18 protein-coding genes are annotated in these 17,991 nt (G+C 63.2%); 6 read left to right on the top strand and 12 right to left on the bottom strand.

Annotated elements, in window-relative coordinates; translation table 11 throughout:
- The first annotated feature begins 149 nt into the window (after positions 1–149).
- The 4 genes from ASN89_RS25600 (at position 150) to ASN89_RS25585 (ending at position 5,734) form a co-directional block, all read left to right on the top strand.
- Positions 150–2,393 carry a PhoX family protein gene (locus ASN89_RS25600; protein WP_058051217.1) on the top strand — a complete coding sequence of 748 codons (2,244 nt, stop codon included), beginning with the start codon at positions 150–152 and terminating at the stop codon, positions 2,391–2,393.
- 220 nt (positions 2,394–2,613) lie between these two features.
- The gene (ribA, locus tag ASN89_RS25595) at positions 2,614–3,267 is read left to right on the top strand and encodes a GTP cyclohydrolase II (protein WP_034749940.1); all 654 of its coding nucleotides are present in this window, start codon (positions 2,614–2,616) and stop codon (positions 3,265–3,267) included.
- Between the two features lie 74 nt (positions 3,268–3,341).
- The gene (locus ASN89_RS25590) at positions 3,342–4,757 is read left to right on the top strand and encodes a S1 family peptidase (protein ID WP_046683869.1); all 1,416 of its coding nucleotides are present in this window, start codon (positions 3,342–3,344) and stop codon (positions 4,755–4,757) included.
- Positions 4,754–5,734, top strand: coding sequence for an FHA domain-containing protein (locus tag ASN89_RS25585; protein ID WP_046683868.1), 981 nt, complete (start codon positions 4,754–4,756; stop codon positions 5,732–5,734). Before ASN89_RS25590 ends, ASN89_RS25585 begins: the two co-directional genes overlap by 4 nt.
- Positions 5,735–5,807: 73 nt before the next feature.
- On the opposite strand, the gene ASN89_RS25580 is transcribed toward ASN89_RS25585, so the two are convergent.
- The gene (locus ASN89_RS25580; protein ID WP_046684568.1) at positions 5,808–6,464 is read right to left on the bottom strand and encodes a CCXG family PEP-CTERM protein; all 657 of its coding nucleotides are present in this window, start codon (positions 6,462–6,464) and stop codon (positions 5,808–5,810) included.
- Between the two features lie 513 nt (positions 6,465–6,977).
- Between ASN89_RS25580 and ASN89_RS25575 the strand changes: the two genes are divergently transcribed.
- Positions 6,978–7,316 (top strand): MmcQ/YjbR family DNA-binding protein, encoded by a 339-nt coding sequence (locus tag ASN89_RS25575; RefSeq protein WP_046683867.1) that lies wholly within the window; start codon positions 6,978–6,980, stop codon positions 7,314–7,316.
- Here ASN89_RS25575 and ASN89_RS25570 read toward each other — a convergent pair whose 3' ends face one another.
- Positions 7,317–7,937 (bottom strand): TetR/AcrR family transcriptional regulator, encoded by a 621-nt coding sequence (locus ASN89_RS25570; RefSeq protein ID WP_046684567.1) that lies wholly within the window; start codon positions 7,935–7,937, stop codon positions 7,317–7,319. It abuts the gene before it with no gap.
- A 90-nt stretch (positions 7,938–8,027) separates the two neighbouring features.
- On the opposite strand from ASN89_RS25570, the gene ASN89_RS25565 reads away from it, so the two are divergent.
- Complete coding sequence (locus tag ASN89_RS25565) at positions 8,028–9,242, top strand: MFS transporter (RefSeq protein ID WP_058051216.1); 1,215 nt, start codon at positions 8,028–8,030, stop codon at positions 9,240–9,242.
- A gap of 3 nt (positions 9,243–9,245) precedes the next feature.
- Here ASN89_RS25565 and ASN89_RS25560 read toward each other — a convergent pair whose 3' ends face one another.
- The 10 genes from ASN89_RS25560 to ASN89_RS25515 all read right to left on the bottom strand — a co-directional run.
- Entirely contained in the window at positions 9,246–9,548 is a 303-nt protein-coding gene (locus ASN89_RS25560; protein WP_046683866.1) for a hypothetical protein, read from the bottom strand.
- A 57-nt stretch (positions 9,549–9,605) separates the two neighbouring features.
- Positions 9,606–10,781, bottom strand: a complete 1,176-nt coding sequence (locus ASN89_RS25555; RefSeq protein ID WP_058051215.1) for a PQQ-dependent sugar dehydrogenase — start codon at positions 10,779–10,781, stop codon at positions 9,606–9,608.
- A gap of 115 nt (positions 10,782–10,896) precedes the next feature.
- On the bottom strand, positions 10,897–12,936 hold the full coding sequence (locus ASN89_RS25550; protein ID WP_152988696.1) for a YncE family protein: 2,040 nt from the start codon (positions 12,934–12,936) through the stop codon (positions 10,897–10,899).
- Between the two features lie 159 nt (positions 12,937–13,095).
- Positions 13,096–13,599 (bottom strand): 2-C-methyl-D-erythritol 2,4-cyclodiphosphate synthase, encoded by a 504-nt coding sequence (gene ispF / locus ASN89_RS25545; RefSeq protein ID WP_058051213.1) that lies wholly within the window; start codon positions 13,597–13,599, stop codon positions 13,096–13,098.
- Positions 13,600–13,619: 20 nt separating this feature from the next.
- Positions 13,620–14,321 carry a 2-C-methyl-D-erythritol 4-phosphate cytidylyltransferase gene (ispD, locus tag ASN89_RS25540; protein ID WP_058051212.1) on the bottom strand — a complete coding sequence of 234 codons (702 nt, stop codon included), beginning with the start codon at positions 14,319–14,321 and terminating at the stop codon, positions 13,620–13,622.
- A 12-nt stretch (positions 14,322–14,333) separates the two neighbouring features.
- The gene (locus ASN89_RS25535; RefSeq protein WP_046684566.1) at positions 14,334–15,029 is read right to left on the bottom strand and encodes a membrane protein; all 696 of its coding nucleotides are present in this window, start codon (positions 15,027–15,029) and stop codon (positions 14,334–14,336) included.
- A gap of 8 nt (positions 15,030–15,037) precedes the next feature.
- A complete protein-coding gene (locus ASN89_RS25530) occupies positions 15,038–15,595 on the bottom strand; it encodes an NUDIX domain-containing protein (RefSeq protein WP_046683861.1) in 558 nt (185 codons plus the stop codon).
- A gap of 57 nt (positions 15,596–15,652) precedes the next feature.
- Positions 15,653–15,976 (bottom strand): DUF2818 family protein, encoded by a 324-nt coding sequence (locus tag ASN89_RS25525; RefSeq protein WP_058051211.1) that lies wholly within the window; start codon positions 15,974–15,976, stop codon positions 15,653–15,655.
- Between the two features lie 3 nt (positions 15,977–15,979).
- Positions 15,980–17,482 carry an NADH-quinone oxidoreductase subunit NuoN gene (nuoN, locus tag ASN89_RS25520; protein WP_046683859.1) on the bottom strand — a complete coding sequence of 501 codons (1,503 nt, stop codon included), beginning with the start codon at positions 17,480–17,482 and terminating at the stop codon, positions 15,980–15,982.
- A gap of 16 nt (positions 17,483–17,498) precedes the next feature.
- Positions 17,499–17,991 (bottom strand): proton-conducting transporter membrane subunit (locus tag ASN89_RS25515; protein ID WP_268766407.1); only part of this gene is annotated, 493 nt, incomplete at its 5' end.

Here is a 17,991-nt window from a genome sequence, read left to right as displayed (position 1 = left end):
GCTGCCTGACCGGACGGGCCCGTCATCGACGCGGCCCGCCCGGCCGGCAGCCTGTCACCGTTTTGTCATCAGGCTGACATGGCGCTGTCACATTCGACAACTATCATGCGGTTGCCTTTAAATCACGCAACCACAGGACACCGCAGCCCATGAACAAGCCCAACGATCTGGCCATCAGCGCCACCGATCTGAACGACATTGACAGCAACGCGTCCCACGACAACCATTTCAACAGCATCCTGAACGCCCGCCTGAGCCGCCGCAACTGGCTGCGCGGCAGCGCCGTCACGGCCGCTACCGCCGTCATGGGTTCGATGGGCCTGTCCGCTTGCGGCGGCGGCAGCGATGCGGTCGCCGTCACGCCGACGCCGACGCCAACACCCGAAAAACTGCTGGCCTTCACGGCCGTGCCGAAAAGCCTGGCCGACGTCGTGTCGGTGCCGGCCGGCTACACGGCCACGGCCCTGTATGCGCTGGGCGACTCGCTGCGCGCGGCCACGCCAGCCTACAAGAACGACGGCAGCGATACCGATTTCGACAACCGCGCCGGCGACCACCACGACGGCATGGAATACTACGGTCTGTCCGCCGCCGGCGCACCGCTGGCATCCGGCGCCGAACGGGGCTTGCTGGCGATGAACCACGAAGCGACCACGGACGAAAAACTGTCTTCGCACTTCCTGCACGTGAATGGCGGCACCACGACGCTGCCGCGCCCTGCGGCCGAAGTCGACAAGGAAGTGGCCGTCCACGGCCTCAGCGTGGTGGAAGTCAAGAAGACGGGCAGCGCCTGGGCCACCGTCAACGATTCCGCTTTCAACCGCCGCGTCACGCCGCTGACGGACATCGAGATCGCCGGCCCCGTGCGCGGCAACGCCCTTGTCGTCACCAAATATTCGCCGACCGGCACCAAGACGCGCGGCACCATCAACAATTGCGGCACGGGCAAGTCGCCTTGGGGCAGCTACCTGTCCGGCGAAGAAAACTGGGCCGGCTACTTCACGCGCTCGTCCACCGACAATGCGGCGCGCGGCGACAAGTCCGTCGTGTCGCTGAACCGCTATGGCCGCAGCCAGGGCGGCGCCTCGCGTCACGGCTGGGAAACGGGCGGCAGCGACGACAAGTACGCGCGCTGGAACCTGAGCAAGATCGGCGCCTCGACCAACGGCAGCGACGACTACCGCAATGAGCTGAACGGCATGGGCTACATCGTCGAAATGGATCCGTACGACAAGACCAAAGCCATCCGCAAGCGCACGGCGCTAGGCCGCTATGCACACGAAAGCGCCGCGTTCAGCGTGCCGACCGTGGGCCAGCAACTGGCCGTCTACATGGGCGACGATTCGCGTAACGAATACATCTACAAATTCGTCACGACGGCCGCCTGGGCCGCCGCCGATGCCAATCCGGCTGACCGTATCGCCACCGGCGACAAATACCTCGATTCGGGCAAGCTGTACGTGGCCAAGCTGGCCGCCGACGGCACCGGCCAGTGGATCGAGCTGGCCATGTCGAACGCGCTGATCCAGGCCTACAGCGCCTACAAGTTCGCCGACCTGGCCGACGTGCTGGTCAACGCCCGCCTGGCGGCCGACGCCGTGGGCGCAACGAAGATGGACCGTCCGGAATGGTGCTCGGTCAACCCGGCCAATGGCGAGATCTACTACACGCTGACCAACAACTCGAACCGCACCGTCAATCCGAGCGGCTCGTCGCAGCTGGCGCCGGACAGCGCCAACCCGCGCGCCTACACGGACATGAAGGGCAGCAGCGCGCAGAACGGCAATCCGAACGGCCACATCATCCGTTTCAAGGAAGGCACGGGCGCAGCCGCGGCCACCAGCTTTACGTGGGACGTCTACCTGTTTGGCGCCGAGAGCGGCGCCGACGCCAGCAAGATCAACCTGTCGAACCTGACGGCCGACCAGGATTTCTCGAGCCCTGACGGCCTGGCGTTCAGCCCGTACACGGGCATCTGCTGGATCCAGACAGACGATGGCGCGTACACGGATGTGACCAATTGCATGATGCTGGCGGCCATTCCCGGCAAGGTCGGCGACGGCGCCAAGTCCACCCTGAACTACGCGACGGCGGCCGGCGGCAACCTGGCCGTCGACACCTTCATCGGCAAGAAACCCACGGCCGACACGCTCAAGCGCTTCCTGGTGGGCCCGGTCGGCTCGGAAATCACGGGCATCAGCGAAACGCCCGATGGCAAGACCATGTTCATCAACATCCAGCATCCGGGCGAAAACACGGCGCTGGCGAATATCGGCGATCCGTCCAAGTACACGAGCCAGTGGCCGGCCAACGCCGGTTATGGCGCCGGCAAGCGTCCCCGCTCGGCCACCATCGTGATCACCAAGAACGACGGCGGACGCATCGGCAGCTGATGTCGCGTGCCTGGCGGCGGCATCCGCCAGGCAAAGCCGGCAATTCACCTTGTAAAAGGAGGAAGTGCCCCTAAGTAAGGCTTATCACCAGACATTGCGACGACCAAATGGCAGCCAGGGAAAACGTTTCCCTGCTTTTTGGTATGATGGCAAGGCGCGCCGGCACCGGAGTGGTGTCGCGCGCCTTTTATTTTTGATAATTACTTATATGAGCACAACCATGCAAAGCGGCGCAGACATCCTGGCGACAGGCGAATTGGATTACACGACTTCCTGCGCACTGCCGACGCCGTGGGCCCAGTTCACCTTGCACGCCTTTGTCGAACATGCCACGGGCAAGGAACACCTGGCCATGGTGCTGGGCGATATCGGCAACGGCGAACCGGTGCTGGCGCGCGTGCATTCCGAGTGCCTGACGGGCGACGTACTGTTTTCCCAGCGCTGCGACTGCGGCGCCCAGCTCGAGGGCGCCCTGAAACGCATCGCCGAAGAAGGCCGCGGCATCTTGCTGTACCTGCGCCAGGAAGGGCGCGGCATCGGCCTGATCAACAAGATCCGCGCCTACCGCCTGCAGGAAGCGGGCGCCGACACGGTGCAGGCGAATGAACAGCTGGGCTTCAAGGCCGACGCGCGCAACTACACCTTGTGCAAGCCGATGTTCGCGCAATTCGGCATCCACAGCCTGCGTTTGATGACGAACAACCCGCGCAAGATCGCGGCAATGGAAGCGCTGGGCATCACGGTGGCCGAACGGGTACCGCTGCTGGTCAACCGCAACGCCTTCAACCAGCACTACCTGAATACCAAGCAAAGCAAGCTGGGTCACATGATGACGCCGGAAACGGCGCCGGCGCTGGAAGACGGCGCCCTGTAATTGCTGCCCCGGCTTGCCGGGCCGGCGCATGCCGGCCCTCGCCCGCCGCGCTCCTGCTCACGCACAAAGGATGCATGAAATTATCTGACTACGCCTTCCTGCTGGCCAGCCTGTGCGCTGCAGCGGGCGCACACGCGGCCCCGGCGCCTGCGCCAGCCGCTGCGCCAGCCACTGCCCCCGCCGCTTCGACTCCTCCCGCCAAACCGCCGCCGGCCACCGCCGCGCCCGCCGCCACCGAACATGCGGCCCTGCCGCCACCCTCGTCGGCCGCGCAAAAACTGTACACGGCCGCACGTGCCGACATCCTGCAAGTGCGCGTGCTGCTGAAAAACGGCCGCACGCAATCGTCGGTCGGCTCGGGCTTCTTGATCGGCACGGGCGACCTGGTGGTGAGCAACTATCACGTGGTGTCCCAGTTCGCGCTCGACCCCGACACCTACGTGGGCGAATGGGTCGATACGAGCGGCCAGCGGGGCAATGTGGAATTGCTGGCCGTCGACGTGCTGCACGACCTGGCCGTATTGCGCGTCAACCGCCACGGCACGGGCTTTTTCAAGATGCCGGAAGCGCTGGCGCCGCTGACCCAGGGCCAGTACCTGTATTCGATGGGCAATCCGCTGGACCTGGGCTTCGCCATTTCGGAAGGCTCGTACAACGGCGTCGTCACGCGCAGTTTCTACGACCAGCTGATGTTTACGGGACCGATCAATTCCGGCATGAGCGGCGGCCCCAGCGTCACGGCAAATGGCGACGTGGCCGGCGTGAACGTATCGAAACGCCTCGACGGCGAACTCGTCAGTTTCCTCGTGCCCGCCCGCTATGCCCAGCAATTGCTGGCCAAGGTGGCGCAGCAAGGCAAGCCGCCGAAGGACTTCAAGCCGCTGGTGACGGCGCAACTGCTGGCGCACCAGGAAGTCATGCTGGCACGCCTGCTCGACACGCCCCTGAGCCTGAAAGCCATGGGCCCGTACCGCGTGCCCGTGCGCGAGTCCGACCAGATGCGCTGCTGGGGCCGCTCCAACGTGAAGTCCGACAAGCCCTACATGCTCGACAACACCAGCTGCGCCATGGAATCGGCCATCTTCATTTCCGGCGCCCTGCAGACGGGGCAAGTATCGATGCGCCACGAATTCTTGCGCAGCAGCGAACTGGGCGCGCTGCGCTTTTCCGAACTGGCCAGCGCCTCGTTCAAAAATGAAAGTTTCGGCAGCTACAAGAGCGCGAATCTGACCGGCCCGCAATGCACCGAACAGTTCGTCAAGAACACTACCCTGCCCCTGCGCGCCGTGCTGTGCGTGCGCGCCTACCGCAAGTTTACGGGACTGTACGACTTTGCCCTGCTGGCCGCCAGCACAGATGAGCCACTGATGAGCCTGCAAAGCCGCATCGACGCGCGCGGCGTGTCCTACGCCAACGGCATGCGCGTCACGCGCACCTTCCTCGAAGCGCTGTCGCGCGCGCCCTCCACCACCAGCAGCCGCAAGCCATGAAGCCGCCCTATTACCTTGAAATCCTCGCCGAGAATGGCGAAGTGCAGCGGCGCCAGCGGATCGAATCGCTGCCGATCCGCCTCGGCCGCGGCTACGGCAACGACTTCATCCTCGACGACCCGCATACGGCGGCCGAGCACGCCATTGTCGAAGACGATGGCGCAGGCGGTCTGCTGCTGCGCGACCTGGGCAGCCAGAATGGCGTGATCCACCGGGGACAGCGGCAACTGCAAGTGGCCCTGAGCGGCAACAGCATCGTGCGCCTGGGCCACACACGCCTGCGCGTGCGCGCCAGCGATCATCCTGTGGCGCCCGAACTGGGCGACACGACCCGGCACGACTGGGAAGGCTTGCGCCCCGCCGTCGCCGGCCTGGCCATGATCGGCGCCACGGCCGCCTTCAGCAACTGGCTCAGCGATGCGGACGCCTTCGAGCCGATTTCCTACCTGATGATCGTCGCCACCGCGCTGGCCGGCGGCCTCGTGTGGGCCTCGATCTGGGCCGTGGCAAACCGATTGTTCGGCCATGTGGCGCGCTTTGGCCGCCACGTGTTCATCATCGGCTGCGGCTTGCTGGCCATGGAAGTGTGGGAATTGGGCAGCAGTGTGGCGGCGTATGCGCTGTCGCTGGAAGCGCTGACGCGCTACGGACGGCATATGTTCATCGTCATCGTCTGCGCCATGATCTACTACCATTTGTGCACGATCAAGCCGCAGCATCCGCGCCGCTTCGGCCTCGTTGCCGTCGTGCTGGCCATCCTTGGCTCGACCCTGATTTTGCTGAGCAACCTGCAGATCAGCGGCCGTCTGGCCGATGAGTCGTACATGTCCGTGATCTACCCGCCGGCCTTGCGCCTGAGCCCGAATCACACGACGGACGCCTTCTTCCGCGACGCGGCCAGCCTGCGGCGCGCCGTCGATGCCGAACGGGGCAAGGCGGCCAAGGGCGCTGACGAAGACGAAGACAGCGGCGATTAAGAGGCCGACATGCAAAAAGCCCGCCGTGTCCTGACAGACCGGCGGGCTTTTTATTATTGCTTGGAACTTCTGCTTAGAACTTAGCTTCCTGCTTGCGGCGCGCCGTAAAGCCCAGCAAGCCCAGGCCGATCAGCAGCATGGCGTAGGTGCTTGGCTCAGGAACGGCCGAGATCAAGCCGTCATTGGCGCCGAAGCTGACGAAATTGTTGTTGCCCGCCTTGAATTGCGCTTGCTGGCCGCCATCGCAGCAGCCTTCCAGGCCGTAGATACTCAGGGTATGGTTGCCGGCCGCCAGGGTGCTCGAGCCGCTGAAGAACTGGCTGCCATTGTTGTAGTTGCCTGCCCACCACATGTCATTGCTCTTGAAGTCCAGCGCCACGCCGTCGAGGAACAGGGCGCCGCCCTTGCCGAAATCGACGCCGCTGCGGAAGCTCCAGGCGCCCGCATCAGCCGCGCTGACGCCAAAATTGATCACCGACTTGAAGGCGATATTCGAGCCGCTGCCGAACAGGCCGCTGTTGTTGACGTTGTTGTAGCTGGCAATCGTCGTCGAACCATAGCCGGCGCCTGGCGTGGCCACGGCGGCATTCACGACGGACTGGTAGTCGGCGGCGGAGCTTTGCGCGCTGGCGCCCGAATAGCCGGTGGACAGGGTGATGGTGCTGGCGTTCGCGTGGGCAAACACACCGACAGCGATCAGGGACAGGGCGATTTTAGGCAAGTTTTTCATGATGGTATCCATTAAGTAAGTATTCAGTGGGCGCAGCAAGGGGCGCTGGAGCTGAATACACGCTGCATTGAGGCGTGTCGGCGTAGCGCTAGGGATTGCAGGAATGAGCGGTCGGGGACGTGGCTTCCGCGAAACAGCGCGGACTTGCGGCGTGCCATGGCGGCACTGCAAGCGTCCTGGAAAGGGTTCGGGTTCCCGGGACAAGGCCAGACAATTGACGGGTCAGGTAAGACGTTGAAGCTATTCTAGCTTAAATTCCCTGGAAGAAAAGTATTTTTCTTTTAACCATGAAAGATATTTTTCTGGCAAGCAGCTATCCAGCGGCAGAAAAACGCCATCCCCACTCTGTCGCGATGACCATGCGCGGTGCGCGGCGTGTCGCGGCGGCACCACAGACCAGTCCGTTAGTGTCGCATCTTGCGCATTTCTTTTCGCATGCCGCTGCACCACGGTGCGAAACAGCATGGCAAAATGTAGTCACGCTGCTATCTGTCCGATGAGGGGGAAAGAGGAATGGTCGACCTGGAAGAACTACGCTATCTGGCACTGTCGTTTCCCGACACGAGCGAGGAAGAACACCACGACCGTCCGGCCTTCCGCGTGGGCGGGAAGATCTTTGCCACCCTGCCCGACGACGAGCACATCAACGTGCTGCTCGATGCGGAAGCGGCGCATATCGCCACGGTCATCACGCCATCGGGTTGCGAGAAGCTCTGGTGGGGCGAACGCCTGGCCGGCATCACGGTGTGCCTGGCGGACGCGGAACTGGACATGCTGGCCGCCGCCCTGACGGCCGCCTGGCGGCGCAAGGCACCTAGCGACCTGGCCAAGACCATCGCCCCGACGGGCTAGTTACATCGGCCAATTGCGCAGCAGCAAGCCCACCATCTGCTGCAATTGCTCGCGCGAAACGCCGGCCGCCGCCTGGATAGCCATGCCCTGCGACAGGGTCACGACAAAGCGCGCCTGCTGCTCCGGGCAGGAATCGGGCGGCAAATCCCCCTCTTCCTTGGCGCGCCGCAAGCGGTCGCGCAACTTGATTTCACCGCGCAGCCGGCGCGCGAACAATTCATCGCGGATCGGCAAGGCATCGTCGCTGCAGGCCAGCGCCGCATTGACGCCCATGCAGCCGTGCGGACCGTCCGGCATCGTTTGCGCATCGACATACTGCGTCAGCAAGGCTTCCACCACCTGGCGCGCCGTCGGCTGCTCCAGCGCCGCATCGAAAAACCGCATGCGCGTATCGCTGTAGCGCTCGAGCGCCTTGTGGAACAGCTGCTCCTTGTTGCCGAAGACGGCATACAGGCTGGGCCGGTTCATGCCCATGGCTTTCGTCAATTCCGGCAGGGAACTGCCCTCATAACCCTTTTCCCAGAACACTTTCATGGCGCAATCGAGCGCCTCGTCCGCGTCAAACGTGCGTGGCCGTCCCGTTTTCGCCTTGGGCGCTTGCTCTTTTTTATCTTGTTTCATACCGTTCGGTAAAAAATTATTGACAACGATGTCCACCTGCCCTGATTATATACCGACCGGTTAAAAACCTCCCGCTTTTCAGGAACCCACATGCACACTCCTTCCAACACTTCCGGCGACGATACCACCGTGGCGCCGTGGCTGGCCGTCCTGTCGGTCGGCATCGGCGCTTTCGCCCTCGTCACCTCCGAATTCCTGCCCGTCGGCCTGCTGCCGGCCATGGCGGCCGAGCTGGCCATTAGCAAGGGCCAGGCGGGGCTGATGATCACCACACCTGGCATCGTTGCCGCGTTTGCCGCCATCTTCGTCACCGTCGGCTCGGGCCGCCTGGACCGCCGCATCGTGCTGCTGGCCCTCACCGCCCTGCTGGTCGCGTCGAACCTGCTGGTGGCGCTGGCGCCCTCGTATGCGTGGATACTGCTGGGCCGCGCCATGCTGGGCGTGGGCGTGGGCGGTTTCTGGGCCATCGGCAGCGCCATCGGCCCGCGCCTCGTGTCGCCGCAGCATGCGTCGCGCGCCATGTCCATCATCTTCGCCGGCGTCTCGCTGGGCACGGTGGCGGGCGTGCCGGCCGGCGCGCTGGTGGGCGAACTGGTGGGGTGGAGGGTCGCTTTCGGCGCGGCCAGCGCCATTGCCGTGCTGGTCTTCATCGGCCAGTTGCTGCTGCTGCCCAAGCTGCCGCCGACGCAGGCCATCCGCTTGCGCCAGCTGCCGATGATATTCGGCATCCCCAAGGCCAGGCTGGGCCTGATCGCCACGGCGATGATCTTCACGGGCCAGTTCGCCGCCTACACGTATATCGCGCCCTTCCTCACGCAAGTGTCGCACCTGGCGGCCGGCACGGTCAGCGCCATGCTGCTCGTGTACGGCGCGGCCGGCTTCATCGGCAACCTGGCGGGCGGCTGGGCCGCCGGCCGCTACGAACGGGCCGCGCTGATGGTGACGGGCGCCGTGCTGGGCTTGTCCACCCTGGCCCTGGCCGCATTCGGCAGCCATTCGCTAACGGCCATGCTGCTGGTGGCCGTGTGGGGCTTCGGTTTCGGCGCCATGCCGATCGCCGTGCAGACGTGGATGTTCAAGGCGGCGCCCCACTTGATGGAAGGCAGCAGCGCGCTGTTTGTCGCCATCGTGCAAGTGTCGCTGGCGTCGGGAGCATTGCTGGGAGGCATGGCCGTCGACCGGCTGGGCGTATCGAGCGCGATGGTGATCGGTGGCCTGTTCGCCCTCGGCTGCGCCTTGACGATCGCCATCTTCGGCAAGCCGCAGGCCAGCGCCAAGGCTGGCGCGGCCTGCATCGCATCGTAGAAATCAGATACGGCCGCGGCGGAATTCGCCAAGGAATTTCGCCACGTCGGCCGGCGTCATCACGACGTCCGCGTCGCCGTGATACGCATACAGGAAGGGAATGCCGCCCAGGCGGTCCGTCAGCTTGGCAAACAGTAAAAAGCGGCTGCCCAGCGGATAGCGCTGCAGGTCGGCCAGGCGGCGCGAACACTGCACGGCCAGCTCGGGCGAAAAGGCCTGGCCCGGCACGGGGCGGATTTCCACGCGGCCGTTGACGGCGCGCGATTCGACGGCAACGTGCCGGTATGCATAAGTATCACGGGCCATGCCGCCACCTTGAATGAAGTAAAGGCGCCATCTTAAGCGAAGACCGCGCCTGCCGTGTTACTGCGGCACGATGCGCAGCAAGCGGCCATTGTCCTCATCGGTCAGCGCATACAGGTAGCCGTCCGGCCCCTGGCGCACGTCGCGCACGCGCGCGCCGATGTCCAGGCGGTCCTGTCCCGTCACCTTGCCGCTGGCATCGACGGCGATGCGGCGGATATCCTTGGCCGCCAGGCCGCCGCTGAAGATGCTGCCGCGCCAGGCGGCGATCTTGTCGCCCGTGTAGACGGCCAGTCCCGACGGCGCCGGCGACGGCACCCAGGCCACGCTTGGATTGAGCATGCCCGCCACTTCGTGCTTGCCGACGGGTTCATGCGTCTTGTAGTCGGCGCCATAGCTTTGCAAAGGCCAGCCATAGTTGCCGCCTGCCGTCACCAGGTTCAGCTCATCGCCACCATACGGCCCGTGTTCCGTGGCCCACACGCGGCCGGAAACAGGATCGAGCGCCAGGCCCTGCACGTTGCGGTGGCCATACGACCAGATTTCCGGCAAGGCCCCCTTGGCCGCCAGCGGATTGCCGGGCGCCGGTTTGCCGTCTTCCGTCAGGCGCAGGATGGAACCCTGGTGCGTGGCCAGGTTTTGCGCCTGCTCGCGCGCCAGGCGGTCGCCGATGCGCAGCGGCGGATTGCCGCCATCGGCCACGCTCATCAGCAAAGTACCATCCGGCAGCCACAGCAGGCGCGAACCGAAATGCTGGCCGCCGCTCTTGTCCGTGGCCACCTTGAACAGAGTCTGGATGCCCGTCACCTTCTTGCCATCGAACACGCCGCGCACGAGGGTCGTGCGGTTCGCGTCATTCGTGCCCGTCGACACCGTCATGTAGACGCGTGGATTCGGCTTGCTGACATCCTGCGGGTGAATCACGATATCGAGCAGGCCGCCCTGCCCGCCCGTAAACACCTTGGGCATGCCTTCCAGCGCAACGTCCTCGAACTTCTTGCCGTTAAGCAGATGCAAGGTGCCCTGCTTGCTGGTGACGAGCGCGCGCCCCTCGCCCAGCCAGGCGATGCCCCACGGCTGGCGCACGCCCTGCGCGACGGTCTCGGCCTTCCAGCCCTGTTTGGCGGCGGGGGGCTCGCCCGTGGCTTGCAGTTCGGCGTGGGCGGGCATGGCGCAGGCCGCGAAGGCTCCCAGCAGCAATGCGTTGGCAAGGCGTGTGCGCTTGATGATTGGCATCGGGAATTCTCCTGTGTCGTCAATGAAAAAAGGCGGCCGGGATGGTCTTTTGCCATCGCGCCGCCTTCTAAAATATCACATCTTGCACGGCGGATGCGCCGCCGTTTTCATGCGATCAGCGATACACCAGATAGTACTTGGCGCGCGTGGCGCCCTTCTGTGCACCGCCCGTCTGCACCACCGCCAGCGACTCGCCTGCCGACGTATGGAAGACGCCGATACCGTAACTAGTTTCTCCGCCAATCACTGGCAGGCTGACGCTGCCTGCAGGGAACAGCAATTCACCGCTATATTTCTTGTAGCTGGTCTTGTAGGTCGTATCGTAGGCCGAAGAAACGTAGTCAAGCGAGCTTTCCATCAGCAGCACTTCCGCCGTGGTGGGAGAATAGCTCATAGACAGCATGGCATTGGTCTGGCCGGTACTGCCCGTGCCAAAGGTAAAACGCCCTACATATTTCAGCGTATCGGTGTTGAAATACGAACCATTTGCAGAGAACAACAAGTCTTCCTTCGGCGACAGGAAGAACGGTGCCATCATGTAGTAATCGCCGTAAACACTGCCGCTATCAAGGATGGCATTCGTTTGCGGATCGATGGTGAAATACGAGAGGCTTGAACTGCCGCCCGACGAGAGAAAGGCCTTGTTCTTCGATACGGCAAACGCGCCGCGCAGAACGCCAAAGAAACCGCCGCCAGCACCAAAATCAAGCGGAGGCAATGCCTGTCCCGTACGGGCGTTGATCACGGCAACAGCCGGCCGCGCCGATGAAGCCAGCGCCTGGCCAGAAAGGAAGACCACGCCGTCATTGGTGACGAAGACTTCCGTTTGCGTGCCGCCGGTGCCCGTCGATTTCAGCACGGTACCCGTGACCAGGTCCACGAGGCTGACCACGCTATCGTGCAACACGCCTGCCAGCTTGCCATCCGGACTCAGATTGAAAGCCTTGACCGTCGTCGGCAGATCGATGCTGACGATCGCGCCATTGGTCGGATTGATGACTTTCATGGCATTAGGCTCGGCAGTCACGACGACCAGGCGGTCGACAGCCTGGCTATAGCGCATGTCAAGCGGCTTGAACGGCAACGCCACGACACTCGAGGTCGAGGTAACGGCATTGAGGTTCAGGTAAGCGACTGCCGTCTGGCGGCCATTGCCCACGGTCAGCGACAGCACATAGGCGCCCGCCACGTCCGGCGTGAACGATGGCACGGCAGCTGTGGCAGCGCCCAGCACCGCGACGGAGCCGGCAGGCCGGCTGTCGACCGCCCAGGCATAAATCAATTGCGCGCCACCCTCGTCATAGCTCAGGATGCCGCTTGTGACGACGGGCTGGCCCACGGGGACGGTTTGCTTGTCGCGGCTGACCACCGCCACCGTGCCCTGGATCACGCCCGTTGGAACGCTGTTGTTGACATCGAACTGGTACACGGTTTCGGCATACGCCCCCTTGCCGTCGGCGCCGCGGGCGCGCACTTTGTACAAGCCCAGCACATCCGGCGAGAAACGGGCCGTTTGACCTGCAGCAAACAACACCGAGGTGCTGCTGGCTGGCTTCTGGATCAATTCCCACGTCGTGGTCACCTTGTCGCCATCGGCATCGATGCTGCCCGTGGCATCGAGCACGATGCCGGAGCCAATCGATACAGCCACGGGCGTCTTGACGACCGGTTGCGCCGTGAACGTGGCGTTGACGACGATCACGGCGTTCGGTACGCGGTTATTCACCAGCACCGTCACATTTTTTTCCGCGAAACCACCCTTGCTATTGGTGACCCGCAACTTGAAGACGTAGCTGCCCAGCACGTCGGCCTGGAAGCCCAGCTTGGCAGCTGTGGCGCTCTGCAAACTCAGGCTGCTGTCGGTGGGCTTGGAAACAATGCTCCAGGCAAAGCTCAACGCATTGCCTTCGCTATCCTTGCTGCCGCCAGCATCGAGTTCGATCGGTGCGCCCATGCTGCCGATGGCATCTGCGCCTTCGGCAGCTGCGGAAACCGCACCAGCAAACACAACGACAGCTTGCGGCACGACAGCTGCGGGCGGCGTCACGACGCTGCCATCACTGCTGCTCCCGCCGCCACACCCGGCCAGCATAGCCATGGCCAACAGACTGGCGCCCAGCCAGCGCAATGCCGGCCCCTGCTTACGACTATTCATATGATTCCGTTCTCTCAATATTCCCATGGTTAAAGGTGACGTCTTGTCGCGTCCGAAAAAGCGGACAGATATTAGCATGACAATAACGTTAAATTTTCACCAAATTTCAATTTGGAAATATTAATTTCAGAAATCATTAAAAAGCGCCGCCGGGCACGCTCAGGCACGCAGCAGCAAGGCCACAGCCTCGGCCGCGATACCCTCTTCACGGCCCAAGTAGCCGAGCTTTTCATTCGTCTTGGCCTTGATGTTGACCTGTCCCACGGAAACGCCCAGGTCTTCGGCCACGTTGGCGCACATGGCGGCGATGTGCGGCGCCATTTTCGGGCGCTGGGCGATGATGGTGGCGTCGACGTTGCCGATCACATAGCCGGTGGCTTGCACGCGGCGCACGGCTTCGCGCAGCAGGGTGCGCGAATCGGCGCCCTTGAATTGCGCGTCCGTGTCGGGGAAATGGCGGCCGATGTCGCCCAGGGCGGCGGCGCCGAAGATGGCGTCCGTAATGGCGTGCAGCAGCACGTCCGCGTCGGAATGGCCGAGCAAGCCCAGGTGATGGGGGATTTTCACGCCGCCGATGATCAGGTCGCGGTTTTCCACCAGCGCGTGGCAGTCATAGCCCTGGCCGATGCGAAATGGCAATACGGGAGTGGTGATGGTCGTCATGCGGTCTTTCGATTCAGGATTCAAGGATGGGTCAAATACAGCTCGGCCGTGTGGATGTCGCGCGGCAAGGTTACCTTCAGGTTGCGCGGATGACCCTCGATCAATTTGGGCGCCAGGCCCAGCGCTTCGACAGCGCTGGCGTCGTCCGTGATTGCTTGCGGGTCGGGTGCTTCGGACAAGGCCCGGTGCAGCAGCGCATAGCTGAACATTTGCGGCGTCTGCGCCAGCCATAGATGGTCGCGCGGCACCGTCTGCGCTGACACATTGGCGGCCCCTGCCCGCTTGACGGTGTCGACCACGGGCAAGGCCAGCAAGCCGCCGGCCGGATGTTCACCGACTTCGGTAATGAGCTTTTCGATCAGCGCCGGCGTCAGGCCGGGCCGCGCCGCATCGTGCACCAGCACCTGGTCGTGGGCAGCGATGCTGCCGTGCATGGCGTGCAAGCCATTGAGGATGCTTTCCATGCGCGTGGCGCCGCCGCAGCGCAGCACAGTCACGCCCTGCTCCGGCACGACCGTGTCGATCACGCCATCGTCGGCGCTGACGACGACATAGGTGTGCGCGATGAGGGGGCTGGCAAGAAAGGCGTCGAGCGCATGGCGCAGCATGGGTTTGCCGGCGATGGCTAAATATTGCTTGGGACTGCCCGCTTCCATGCGCGCGCCCACGCCGGCGGCGGGGATCAGCGCAAAGTAACGGGCGGTGTTCGGTGCTGCTGTCATGCCATTCCTTGTCTAGTTGGCGGGCGCTGCCTTGCCCGCCAGGATGTTCTGGATTTCACCTTTGCACGCCTTGCCTAGGCGCGCATATTCCTGTGGAGAATCGATAGCCGCCTGCAAGGTTTCCACCTTGCGCATTTCGGCCTTGATGTAGGGCAGCCAGCCCGTGTCGATCTCGCGCGCCAGCGCCGCCTTGGCTGTGCCGCTGGGCGCGTACAGGGGCCGCGCTTCGAAGCGTTTGGCCAGCGCCGCGCGCACGGTCTTTTCCACGCGCGGCAAGTGTTCCATATAGGTTTTCATGTGCCGCAACTCGTGCGCGAGTATCTCATCATACGCGCAAGTGCCGGGGGCAAACTCGCGGCCGATATAGATCACCACGGGCGCATACGTGAGGGACACGGTAATCTGCGGCGCCACACATTCATAGCCGCTGGCCGGGTCTTGCAGCATGGGACCGGCCAGGGCGATGGCCACGCGCGAATCCGTCTTGGTCAAGCCCAACACCCAGGTGTTGGCGCGCGCCGTGCCCTTCATCACCGTCAGGGCCTTGTACGGCAGATGCGTGTCGATGCTGTAGCCATTCTGCTGCGCCGTCAGCACGGACACCGTCTTGCTGATCGTGTCTTCGCAGCGCACCTGAAACGGCGTGCGCGCGGCTCCGTGCGCGCCCAGGCTGGCGGCCGCCAGCAGCAGGAAGATTGCCGTGCGCATGCGCTGTATCAGGCCGGCTGCCACACGCCGCTGGTGATCTTGTCGAGCCAGAAGATACCGATAACGGTTTTCACGTCCGTGATCGTGCCATCCTTGACCCAGTCGAGCAGCTGCGGCACGGTGGCTGTAAATGTCTCGAGGAATTCGCCTTCATCGAGCTGGCGTTCGCCGGCGACCAGGCCGCGCGCCAGGAACAGTTCCAGGTGTTCATCTGAATACGCGATGGCGTTGTGGATGGTAGAGACGAATTGCCAGTCGCTGGCCGTGTAGCCCGTCTCTTCCAGCAACTCGCGCTGGGCGCACGCCAGGTGCGATTCGCCCGCGTCGATCTTGCCAGCCGGGAATTCAATGAAGACCCGGTCCAGCGGATAGCGGTACTGGCGCTCCATCAGCACCGTGCCATCGTCGAGCAGCGGCAGGATGACGACGGCGCCCGGATGCAGGACGAATTCGCGCGCCGTGATCTTGCCGTCCGGCAGAGACACACGGTCGCGCTGCACGCGCAGGAAGCCGCCCTGGTAGACGAGCTCGCCATCCACCTTGGTTTCAATCAGATTCGTATCCATGGAATTCCTTTATTCAATAAAAAACGGCGCCAGAGGCGCCGCTTTCGGTGGTTGCTGCTAACGGCATTTGCGCAGGTAGCGTCCGACAAAACCTGGGAAAGCCAGCACCAGGAACAGACAGCCGGTGATGGCATAGAACTCCCACGTCTGCGGGAAACCGTTGCCGATGCGCGCTTCGAGCGCGAACGCCACGGCGCCGACGATGAAGTACAGAATCACCATCTCCAGCAGGCGCAGCGCCAGCGGCTTGCGCCAGCCCTGCTCCGCTTGCGCCGCCTTTTTCAAGGGCACGGCGGCAAACAGTTTCTCGTTCAAGAAAGGCAGGTTGGCGCCCAGGATGCCCAAGGCAATCACCAGCCAGCTCGAGACGGTGACATCCATCGGTCAGGACGCCAGGGTCTTGGTGATGGCCGAAGCGCAGGCCGCCAGGATGCTCTCAGGCATCACGCCCAGCGCCAGAACGAACACGCCGTTCAGTGCCAGCACGACGCGCATGTCGCCATGCACGACCAGCGCGTTGCTATCGGTCGGCTCGTCGAACCACATCATTTTCACGACGCGCAGGTAGTAGAAGGCGCCGATCAGCGAGAACAGCACGGCGGCGATGGTCAGCCACAGCTGGCCCGTGGCCAGCACGGAAGCCAGCACCGAGTACTTGGCCATGAAGCCCATCAGCGGCGGCACGCCAGCCAGCGAGAACATGAACAGGGTCATCACCAGCGCGAAGATCGGGCTGCGTTTGCCCAGGCCCTTGAAATCGGCCAGTTCTTCCGCTTCGAAACCACTACGTGCCAGCAACATGATCACGCCAAAGGTACCCAGGGTGGTGAACACATAGGTGATAACGTAGTACATCGAGGCGCCGTAGGCGGTGGCTGCGCCAGCCGCGTTCAGGGTGTTGTTCGGTGCGTCAACGGTACCGGACAACAAGCCCAGCAGGACGAAGCCCATTTGCGCGATGGTCGAGTACGCCAACATGCGCTTCAGATTCGTTTGCGCGATGGCGGTGAAGTTACCGATGGCCAGCGACATCACGGCCAGCACCAGCAGCATTTGCTGCCAGTCATGCGCCATCGGCAGCAAGCCCTCGCCCAGCAAACGCAGGGTGATGGCAAACGCGGCCAGTTTCGGCGCGCCGCCCAGCAGCAGGGTTACGGCAGTCGGCGAACCTTGATACACGTCAGGCACCCACATGTGGAATGGCACGACGCCCAGTTTGAAGGCCAGGCCCGCAACGAGGAACACCAGACCGAAAACCATGATGGTGCCGTTGGTCTTGCCGTTTTCCAGCGCCACGCGCAGTTCGCCCAAGTCCAGGGTGCCGGACGCGCCGTACAGCATCGAGATACCGTACAACATGAAACCGGAAGCCAAGGCGCCCAGGATGAAGTATTTCATGGCCGCTTCCGTGGCCTTGGCATTGTCACGGCGCAAAGCGATCAGTGCGTACAGCGACAGCGACATCAGTTCCAGACCCAGGTAGATGATCAGGAAGTTGTTGGCCGAGATCATGATCATCTGGCCCAGCAGTGCAAACAGGGCCAGCACGTAGAACTCGCCACCCAGGTTGCCCGACAGCATATTGCGGTCGGTGGCGTAGGCACGCGAGTAGATCAGGGTCAGCGCCACGGCGCCGTACGAGAACAGTTTCAGCAGCTGCGACATCGGGTCCGACACGAACATGTTATGGAACGTGTAGACGGTGGTGCCCGCGTTGAAGTCGCCCACGGTCAGCAAGGCGCAGCCGGCCAGGGTCAGCAAGGACAGCGCATAGGTGATCGAACGCTTCGCCGCAGGCAAGAACATATCGATCAGCAAGAGCGCCGACGTGGCGATCAGCAGAAAGATTTCCGCGTACAGCGGTACCAGATTAGGTGCATTAGTCATGTTATCGGTCTTCTATTTAAGGCAACTTGCTGGTGGCGACATGCTGCAGCAGGTCAGCAACCGAAGTTTGCATCGTGTCGGTGAACGGGGCTGGGTACAGACCCATCACGAGCACGGCGATGGCCAGCAAAGCAAGCATGAAGAATTCACGTTTGTTAATGTCGGTCAATTCGGCCACGTGTTTGTTCTTGATCTTGCCGAACACCACGCGCTTGGCCATCCACAGCGAGTACGCTGCGCCCCAGATCAGTGCCGTTGCAGCCAGCAGACCGATCCAGAAGTTGTATTGCACCGCGCCCAGGATCACCATGAACTCGCCGACGAAGCCGGAAGTCGCTGGCAGACCGCAGTTGGCCATCGAGAACAGCACGAAGAAGGCGGCAAATTTCGGCATGCGGTTCACGACGCCGCCGTAGTCGGCGATGTTGCGGGTATGCATGCGGTCATACAGCACGCCGATGCACAGGAACATCGCGCCGGAGATGAAGCCGTGCGAGACCATCTGCACG

Origin of the sequence: Janthinobacterium sp. Ant5-2-1 (assembly GCF_001445815.1) — a bacterium.
Classification (GTDB): Bacteria; Pseudomonadota; Gammaproteobacteria; order Burkholderiales; family Burkholderiaceae_D; genus Janthinobacterium; species Janthinobacterium lividum_E.
This window is presented reverse-complemented; position numbering and strand designations above follow the sequence as displayed.